Source organism: Streptomyces sp. NPDC006393 (genome assembly GCF_040628575.1).
Lineage (GTDB): Bacteria > Actinomycetota > Actinomycetes > Streptomycetales > Streptomycetaceae > Streptomyces.
Genome location: NZ_JBEXZD010000184.1, coordinates 1 through 8,935, shown reverse-complemented (window position 1 = coordinate 8,935; position 8,935 = coordinate 1). Strand labels below are relative to the sequence as shown.

Here is an 8,935-nt window from a genome sequence, read left to right as displayed (position 1 = left end):
GCACCGTGCGGACCTGCCCGCCGTGCTGGTGCAGCCAGCTGACGTGCTCCAGCGTGGGCGCGTGGTTGCGCACGCTGTCGAGGTAGATGGTCCGCGGCTCGATGGCCGCGTCAAAGCTGTCGGCCCAGGGGCTGACCTGCCCCGGCCTCATTCATCCCGGCGAACCGGTCGCGCCACCCGGCGAACCGGCCACCGGTCACCGGTCGTCAGGATGCCTCGTTCGACCAGTACACCTCCGAGGGGCGGATCTCGATGGCGCCACCGTAGCGTGCCGCGGGATGGCGGGCGGCCAGCTCGATGGCCGCGTCGAGGTTGTCGGCCTCGAGGATGAACCAGCCGCCGACGGCCTCCTTCATCCCGACGAAGGGGCCGTCGGTCGTCAGTGTCCTGCCGCCCTCGACCCGCACGGTCGTCGCGTTCTCGGGCAGGCCCATCGGCACGCCGGGGGTGACCCCCGGCGTCTGACTGATCGCCTGGTAGTCGGCGTATACCTGCTGCCGCTCCTCCTCGGGGAGCTCGGCCTGCCCCTCGAACGCGGTGCCTTGGTAGATCAGCATGATGTACTTCATCGTTCCTCCTCATGGCCGCCACCAGGTGGTGACGGAGTAAGACGAACGGCGAGCCGCGAAATCGACAGGCCGGCACGAAAATTTTTCCGCACCTGGGCGGCGCCCTGCCTGTCTCATTCATCCAGGTGCGGACAAATCATTCATCCGGGTACAGACAGGCATCCGGGTGCGGACGAAAACGTGTGGTCCAGGTCACCGGCCGCTCGGTACGGTCGCGGCCATGGCGATCGCGAAGGCTGCGGGACGGCTGGTTCGGTGTGCGGGCACGGGCGAGACGGCCGGGCCCGCGCGGCCGGCCGCGCATCGGACGGCGCCCGCCGCCGGGGAACCCGGGGCCCAATCCGCGACGGCCGAGCGGCTCGCCGGGTGAGGAGCGCATCGGTGCCCACCGGCCCCGCGACCCGCGACGGCGGACGCGCCCGGGCCTTGCTGTTCGTGCTGTGCGGCACGATCTTCATCGAGGGCAGCGATGTCGCCATGCTGGCCGTTGCCGTCCCCGCCATCCGCGCGGACCTCGGCCTGACCACCGGCGCCGCGGCGTGGGTGATGAGCGCCTGCGTGCTCGGCTACGCCGGTTTCACCCTGCTCGGCGGCCGCGCCGCCGATCTGCTGGGCAGGCGGCGGATGTTCCTCACCTGGCTGGGCGTCTTCCAGGTCTTCTCCACGCTGGGCGGCATCGCCGTCGACGGCTGGATGCTGATCGCGGCCCGGTTCGTCACCGGTGTGGCTTCGGCCTTCATGACCCCCGCCGCCATGTCGATCATCACGACCTCCTACCCGGCGGGGCCACAGCGCGACAAGGCTCTGCTGGTCTTCGCCGGCGTCGGCGCCGGAGGCTTCTCGCTGGGCCTGGTCATCGGCGGGCTGCTGACCGAGCTCGGCTGGCGCTGGGTGTTCTTCGCCCCGGGGTTCCTGGCCGGCGCCATCCTGCTCGCGGCGCTCGGACTGCTGCCGGCCCAGGCCCGCCCCGCACCCGCGCCACGCGGCTACGACCTGGCCGGCGCGGCCGGCGCCGCCGCCGCGATGCTGGTGTTCGCCTACGGCATCGTCCGGCTCGAGCACCGCGGCGAAGGGCTCGGAGCGACGCTCGGCGCGCTCGCCGCCGGGCCGGTGCTCATCGCGGCGTTCATCGTGATCGAACGGCGTGCCGAAGCGCCGCTCGTCCCGCCGGAGATCTTCCGGAGGACCGCGATGGTGCGGGCGGACGTCGCCGCGCTGCTCTTCCTGGGCGCGTTCTTCGGTTTCCAGTTCATCGTCACGCTCTATCTCCAGGAGCTGCGCGGCTGGTCCTCGCTGCGGGCGGCGATCGCGCTGATCGTCATGGGCTGCGACGCCGTCCTGGCCCCCACCCTCACCCCGCGCCTGGTCAAGCGCTACGGCAACGGCCGGGTGATCCTCGGTGGCTTCCTGCTGGCGATCGTGGCCTATGGGCTCTTCCTGCCGGTCGGGACGCACTGGCCGTACGCGGCGATGTTCCCGACACTGATCATCGCGGGCATCGCCTTCGCCCTCGCCTACGGTCCCCTCACCATCGCGGCGACCGAGAGCGTGGCGAAGGAGGAGCAGGGCCTGGCCGGCGGGCTGCTGTTCACGTTCACCCAGTTCGGCTCGGCGGTCGGGATCTCCACGGTGAGCGCGGTGTACGGGAGCGCCTCGGCCGGCAGCGACGGCTCGCCCGGCGCGGTGCTGGACGCCTACCGCGCCGCGCTCGTCGTCCCGGTGGTCATGGTGCTGCTGGGCGCGGCCGTCTCCGCCTTCGGCCTGCGCGGCGCCGGGCCCGCCGTCGCCCGCCGCGAGGACACGGCACCCGCGGCCCGCGACGAAGTGGGCGACCTCTTCCCCCGGCCCTGACGGCGGACGGCCGCGGCTGCTGCGAGTCCGACGCCGGCATCCGGAACGACTTCGCAGGCGCCGGATTCGTCCGCCTCGCCGACCCCGTGGGCGCCTACCCCAGTGTCCGGAGCCTGGTCACGCTGTCGGCGAGGGTACGGCGGCAGAAGGCGAGGTGGTCGGAGCCGAAGCCGCGGGGGCCGCACTCGATGACGAGCAGCAGGCCGAGATAGAGGTGGTAGAGGGCGAGCCGGTGGTGGAACGAGGGGCCGAAGTCCAGCGCGCCTCCGGCCTCGGTGTAGCCCGCGATGAGGTCGCTGTCCGGGCCGGCGTCGCCGCCGAAGGCCAGGGAGACCAGTTCGGCGGCGGGATCGCCCCAGAACGCCCGCTCATGGTCGATGAGCCCGGTGATCCGGGCGTTCCTCCCGTCGTCGGCGACGCGGACGAAGATGTTGCCCGGCCAGAGGTCGAAGTGGACCAGTCGGGGTTCGGTGACCTCGTCGAGGGCGTGTCCGCCTTCGGCGACCAGTTCCCGTATGTCGGCGGGGGACACGCCGAGCGGGGACTGCCAGCGCTCGGCGTCGTCCAGGAGCGCCTCCACCATGGCGGTGAACGCAGTCCGCCAGTCGGCGGCGGACAGCGCGGACTCGGCGGCCGGGTAGCCGAACCGGCCGTCCTCCGGTGCCAGGGTGTGCAGCCGTGCGGTGATCGCGCCCAGTTCGCGGCGCAGTGCCGCGTGGACGGCGGGTGACAGGCTGTCGGTCGCCTTGTCCCACGGGGTGCCCACCAGGTGGGAGAGGACCAGGAACTCCTTGCCCGCGTGCAGCAGGGAGGGGGCCGGCACCGCGCCGTCCGGCAGGCCGGCGATACGCCGGTAGACCATGGCCTCCGTCCCGAGGATGCCCAGTTCGTAGCGCAGGACCTCGGCGTCGGCCGGCGGGGCGACCTTGACCACGGCGGGCCGGCCGTCGTCCAGCGCGACACGGTAGGCGGTGTTGAACCAGCCGTCGGCCAGTTCGGCCTCCACGCGGCACCCGACGCCCGCGGAGGCACGGAGCATGGTGTCGAGTTCGTCGGGGGTCACGCTGCGCTTGGTCTGGCTCTGCATGAGGCACGCTTTCGGACACGGGACATGGAAGCGCTCCCATGGTGCCGGTCGCCCACGGCTCCGTCCAGTGGCGTCGGCTCGTGCGCCGTGGTGGGGTGGGCGATCTTATTGGATTGCCGCCGACCGGCCGGGTCGGATAGGAAGCCTGCATGCTGAAAGGCGACAAGGTCGGGCTCAGGGCCCGGCACGAGGAAGACATCCCGGTCCTGCGGGCCGAGCTCTACGACGACGTGGTCAACTCCTCCCGGGCCGAAAGCGGGCCGTGGCGTCCGATCACGCCCGGCGCGAAGGATCCGCGGCTCGTGGTGGACGACAAGGAGCAGGGGCACGTCCCGTTCTCCGTGGTGGAGTTGGACCGCGGCACGCTGGTCGGGACCGCGACGCTGTGGGGCATAGACCAGCACAACCGGTCCGCGCACATCGGGTTGGGGCTGCTGCCGTCCTGCCGCGGCAAGGGCTACGGCAGCGACGTGGTCGCGGTGCTGTGCCACTACGGTTTCGTCGTGCGCGGCCTGCACCGGCTGCAGATCGAGACCCTCGCCGACAACGCCGCGATGCTGCGCGCCGCCGAGCGCAACGGCTTCGTACGCGAAGGCGTGCTGCGTTCCTCGGCCTGGGTGATGGGCGAGTTCCTGGACGAGGTGCTGCTCGGACTCCTTGGCCGGGACTGGAAGCCGGACTCGAAGAACTAGGGGGCGTCGCGGCGGTCACGGCGCAGGCGGGGGCGGCGCGGGCTGCGGGCACGGGCGTGCCGGGGTGGTCGAAGTGCCATCCGTTCCGGTGTTCCGGTGTTCCGGACAGGCGTTCTTGCGCGCAGGGGGCGCGTCATCAGCGAGGGGTGTACCGGCAGTACATCCCTCCCCCGGCCCGCGGGACGTACGGTCGAGGGGTGGACAACCGTGAAGAGGTCCGCGAGTTCCTCACCTCGCGGCGCGCCAACATCACCCCCGAGCAGGCCGGACTGCCCGCCGGCTCCCGGCGCCGCGTGCCCGGACTGCGCCGCAGCGAGGTCGCCGCCCTGGCCGACATGAGCGTCGAGTACTACGCCAAACTCGAACGCGGCAACCTCGCCGGCGTCTCCCCGGCCGTCCTGGAGGCCGTCGCCCGCGCCCTCCAGCTGGACGACGCCGAACGCGCCCACCTCCTCCACCTGGCGCAGGCCGCCGACGGCTCCGACGTCCTCACCCGCCCCCGGCGGCGCCGGTCCAAGGACCAGTGGAAGCCCCACCGCAGCCTTCAGTGGACCCTGGACGCCATCACCGCCGGACCCGCCTTCGTCCGCAACGGCCGCATGGATCTCCTCGCCGCCAACCAGCTCGCCCGCGCCTTCTACCACGACGTCTACGCCGGCCCCGCGAACCAGGCCAACCTTGCCCGCTTCAACTTCCTCGATCCCGCCTCCCGGCGCTTCTACCCCGACTGGGGCCTCTTCGCCGACATGGCCGTCGCCATCCTGCGCACCGAGGCGGGCCGCAACCCGTACGACAAGGACCTGCACGACCTCGTCGGGGAGCTGTCCACCCGCAGCGAGGAGTTCCGCACCCGCTGGGGCGCGCACAACGTCCGTCACCACGGCACCGGAACGAAGCGCTTCCATCATCCGGTCGTCGGCGACCTCACCCTGGCCTTCGAAGGGCTCGACATGGCCGCCGAACCGGGCCTCACCCTGACCATCTACACCGCCGAGCCCGGCTCGCCGTCCGAAGAGAGTCTGCGTCTGCTGGCGTCCTGGGCGGCCACCCATGAGGCCCCGGCGTCGGCGCCCTCGCGGCAGTCCACGAGGAGCTGACGCCCGTTGCGCCCCAGGTCATTAGGTAGACTGACCTACCTAATGACGGAAGGGGCCGCGATGACCAGGACCGATGCCGCCGTGCCAGAGCCCAGCGGGCGGCGGCGACCCGCACGCGAGCGGTTGCTCGCCGCCGCGTCCCGCCGCTTCTACGCCGACGGTGTCGCCGCCACGGGCATCGACACGATCACCGCCGAAGCGGCCGTGGCCAAGATGAGCCTCTACAACAACTTCTCCTCCAAGGCCGATCTGGTGATCGCCTACCTCGACGCGCGGCACGAGGAGTGGCTCGGCCTGTACCGGCGGCGGCTGGCCGCGGCAGAGGGCGCGCGCGGCGGCGTCCTCGCCGTCTTCGACGCGTACGCGGACCACGCGGCCTTCGCCTACGAGCACGGCTTCCGCGGGTGCGGTCTGCTCAACGCGGCCGCCGAACTGCCCGCGGGAGACGAGGGGCGCCTCGTCGTACGCCGGCACAAGGAGGAAGTCGAGTCCCTGCTCGCCGAGCACGTCGAGGCCCTCCTGCCGGATCAGCCCGAGCGGGCCCGCGCGGTGGCGGAGCATCTGGCGTTCCTGCTGGAGGGCGCCATGGCCCGCGCCGGTCTGGAGGGCGCCGGCACCCGGCTCGAGCACGCCCGGACGATCGCGGCCGACCTGCTGGACCGGCTGTGACGCGGCCCGCCGGACACCGGACCGGCTCGACGGGCGCGGGTTCGCTGTGCGTGCTGCTGGCGTCGGTGCTCTGGGGCACCACGGGCACCGCGGCGACCCTCGCCCCCGACGTGGGACCTCTCGCGATCGGCGCCGTCGCCATGGGATGCGGGGGGCTGCTGCAAGCGCTCGTCGCCGTCCCTCGCATCCGCCGGGAGGCACCCGCGCTCCGCACGCGGCGCGGAGTCGTCGTCCTCGGCGGGCTGGCTGTGGGCGCCTACCCCCTGGCGTTCTACAGTTCCATGCACCTGGCCGGAGTCGCCGCGGGAACGGTGGTGTCGATCGGCTCGGCCCCACTCGCCTCGGCCCTCGTCGAACGCGTCATGGACGGACGGCGCCTCACCCGCCGCTGGACGGCCGGCGCCGCCCTGGGCCTGATCGGCACCGTGCTGCTCTGCGCGGCCGAGTCCGCCGACGCCCACTCCGGCCCCGCCACCCGCTCGGCGGGGTCCATCGTGCTCGGCGTAGGGCTCGGCCTCGTCGCGGGCCTCACCTACGCCCTGTACTCATGGGCGGCGCACCGCCTGATCAGCCGTGGCGTGAGCTCCGCCGCGGCCATGGGCACGGTCTTCGGCCTCGGCGGCGCCCTGCTGATGCCCGTCCTGCTGGCCACCGGCGCCCCGCTCCTCGACACCTGGCCCAACACGGCCGTAGGCGCCTACATGGCCCTGGTGCCCATGTTCGCCGGCTACGTCCTCTTCGGCTGGGGCCTCGCGCACGTCCCGGCGAGCACCGCGACCACCCTCTCCCTGCTGGAACCCGCCGTCGCCGCCGTACTGGCCGTCCTGGTCGTCGGCGAACGCCTGCCCGCACTGGGATGGGCCGGCATCGCCTCGGTGGTCGGCTGCCTCGCCGTGCTCACCACATCGACCGCACCCGAGCCTCGAACCACCACCCCACCGCACACCGACGCCGACGCCGACGCCCACGCCCACGCCCACGCCATACCTCAGCCGGACCCCGCCCCGGCCCTGGACACCACCCGCTAGCGTGAACCGAACCTTTTCGCCGCACGATGCGGAACGGGCACGTCGCCCAGGACAGGAGAACACCGACTCATGCGTATCCGTCTGGCCCTCGCCGTCACCGCGGTCGCCGCGCTCGCCCTCACCGGCTGTTCCGATCAGCACAAGCCTGCCACCGGGAAGGTGATAGCGAAGGACACCGACCGCGAGTGCAAGTCCAAGGGGACCGGCAAGAAGAAGCGCCGCTCGTGCCACACCGAGTACGAACTGACGGTCCGTACCTCGAAGGGCGACGAGGTCGAGGTCGACGTGTCCAGTTCGGACTACAACGCGTGCTCCGAGGGCGCCTCCTATCCGAGGTGCGCGAAGCGGTGACTGCCGCTCCGAGGGGCGCGAGGCAGCGACCGCCCTGCGCGCGGCCAAGGTGCGCGCAGGGCACCCGAGTACCTACGGCTCTCTGCGGGCCGGGTGGGGTGGCTCGGCCGTCAGCCGGCCTTCCCCAGGTGACCCAGGGCCTCGCGGAAGTCATCGAGGGCGGGTCCGAACTCGGCGACGGCGGTGTGGAAGGTCGACCGGTCCGTCAGGGCGTCGGCCAGTACGGGGGCTCCGCCCGCAGGATCGTGCTGGTGCAGCCGGCGGGCCAGAGCGACCCCGTCGTCGAACAGGGAGCGCACCCGCTCCGGGAAGAGATGGGTGCGGTGCTCCCAGTAGACGGCGGAGCGGACGGTGAGTACCCGGTGGAGCCGGACCAGTTCGGCCAGGTGCCGGTCCGGATCCGCGGCGGCTCGCGGAGCGAGGTCGTTCACCCTTTCCCGCAGGGTGACGCGGCTCTCGAAGTGGCGCAGCCTGACATCGGGAGACCACTCCATGGGCGTCGCTCCCGAGGGCGGGCGCGGCTCTCCGGCCGCCGGTCGCTCGCTGTCGGCGCCGGAGCAGGACAGCAGAACCGCCCAGTAGGTCGCCTGATAACCGCTCCAGGACTTGCGCTCGCCGTCGGCGGCCAGCTCCGCCAGCAGGGCGAGCGCCTTCTGCCTCTCGGCGGCCGCCTGTTCGCCTCGGCCGTGGGTGTCGAGCATCCGCGCGTAGCCGATCAGGGAGTAGAGGTGGCAGGCCATCGGGGCGCGATCGTCCGCGGATTCGTCCGCCTGCATGCCGACGAGTGTCTCGAACGCGGCGAGTGCTTCTCCGGGACGGCCGGCGTCGTCGAGAGCGGCGATCCATTCCAGAAGTGACCAGGCGAGACTTCCGTTGCCGGGCCCGTCGGGCAGGATGGCCGCCACCCACTCGGTCAAGGCGTCGGCGGCCTCGGCGTACCGGCCCTCCTCGGAGAGGCCGGCAGCCCAGGTACGCAGTCCTCTGACCGCGGGGCTTGCGGAGAGTCCGGCCTGGGCACGGCCGATGGAGAGCATCTCGGCGCGCATGGCGAGTCCTTCGGCGCGTCGGCCCAGGGTGTAGAGCTCTCGCTGGCACGAGTCGAGCGCGTCGTACAGAAGGTCGGCGCGGGCGGGTTCGGCCGGATCGACGGCCCGCGCCGCGGCCACCGCCTCCTCGCGCAGCGCGAGACAGGCCGCATGCCGTCGGCCGGAGCCGGTGTCGTGACTCAGGCGGAGCAGGGCCTTGACCAGGCGGGGCAGGTAAGCGGCGGGACTGACCCGGGCGAGTACCCGGTAGGCGCCGACTTCCTCGTGTGCGGTGCGGCGTCCCGACGCGAGCAGTACGTTCCGCGCCCGCAGTATGTCGTCCTGGTCGACTTTCCCCGAGTGATTCATGGCGGAGATTCTGGGCGCCGCCCGGAGGGTCCAACAAGCCTGGTGAGGTGTGCCGTTCATCCTACGCAAACGGCCTCTGACCTGTCATGATGAGGGTGTCGTCACCCCGGGCGCGCCTGCCGCCCCACCGCCCGCCGGCAGCGCCCGGAGCGGAGGGGTTCACGAGTGCGGGCCTTCGGCCACCGCGACGACGAACA

At 72.3% G+C, this 8,935-nt stretch carries 9 protein-coding genes; 6 read left to right on the top strand and 3 right to left on the bottom strand.

The window, feature by feature from the left end; genetic code table 11:
- Nucleotides 1-206: 206 nt before the first annotated feature.
- Nucleotides 207-569 carry a YciI family protein gene (locus ABZ484_RS37755; protein ID WP_358870477.1) on the bottom strand — a complete coding sequence of 121 codons (363 nt, stop codon included), beginning with the start codon at nt 567-569 and terminating at the stop codon, nt 207-209.
- Nucleotides 570-950: 381 nt separating this feature from the next.
- Between ABZ484_RS37755 and ABZ484_RS37750 the strand changes: the two genes are divergently transcribed.
- Nucleotides 951-2,420, top strand: coding sequence for an MFS transporter (locus tag ABZ484_RS37750; protein WP_358870476.1), 1,470 nt, complete (start codon nt 951-953; stop codon nt 2,418-2,420).
- A 94-nt stretch (nt 2,421-2,514) separates the two neighbouring features.
- Here ABZ484_RS37750 and ABZ484_RS37745 read toward each other — a convergent pair whose 3' ends face one another.
- Entirely contained in the window at nt 2,515-3,507 is a 993-nt protein-coding gene (locus ABZ484_RS37745) for an aminoglycoside phosphotransferase family protein (RefSeq protein WP_358870475.1), read from the bottom strand.
- 149 nt (nt 3,508-3,656) lie between these two features.
- On the opposite strand from ABZ484_RS37745, the gene ABZ484_RS37740 reads away from it, so the two are divergent.
- From ABZ484_RS37740 to ABZ484_RS37720, 5 genes are all read left to right on the top strand, one after another.
- Nucleotides 3,657-4,199, top strand: coding sequence for a GNAT family protein (locus tag ABZ484_RS37740; protein WP_358870474.1), 543 nt, complete (start codon nt 3,657-3,659; stop codon nt 4,197-4,199).
- Between the two features lie 197 nt (nt 4,200-4,396).
- Nucleotides 4,397-5,296 carry a helix-turn-helix transcriptional regulator gene (locus ABZ484_RS37735; protein WP_358870473.1) on the top strand — a complete coding sequence of 300 codons (900 nt, stop codon included), beginning with the start codon at nt 4,397-4,399 and terminating at the stop codon, nt 5,294-5,296.
- A 60-nt stretch (nt 5,297-5,356) separates the two neighbouring features.
- Nucleotides 5,357-5,965, top strand: coding sequence for a TetR/AcrR family transcriptional regulator (locus ABZ484_RS37730; protein WP_358870472.1), 609 nt, complete (start codon nt 5,357-5,359; stop codon nt 5,963-5,965).
- Nucleotides 5,962-6,993, top strand: a complete 1,032-nt coding sequence (locus ABZ484_RS37725) for an EamA family transporter (protein WP_358870471.1) — start codon at nt 5,962-5,964, stop codon at nt 6,991-6,993. Before ABZ484_RS37730 ends, ABZ484_RS37725 begins: the two co-directional genes overlap by 4 nt.
- Before the next feature lie 69 nt (nt 6,994-7,062).
- Entirely contained in the window at nt 7,063-7,344 is a 282-nt protein-coding gene (locus tag ABZ484_RS37720; protein WP_358870470.1) for a hypothetical protein, read from the top strand.
- Between the two features lie 110 nt (nt 7,345-7,454).
- On the opposite strand, the gene ABZ484_RS37715 is transcribed toward ABZ484_RS37720, so the two are convergent.
- Nucleotides 7,455-8,738 carry a hypothetical protein gene (locus ABZ484_RS37715; protein ID WP_358870469.1) on the bottom strand — a complete coding sequence of 428 codons (1,284 nt, stop codon included), beginning with the start codon at nt 8,736-8,738 and terminating at the stop codon, nt 7,455-7,457.
- Nucleotides 8,739-8,935 lie beyond the last annotated feature (197 nt).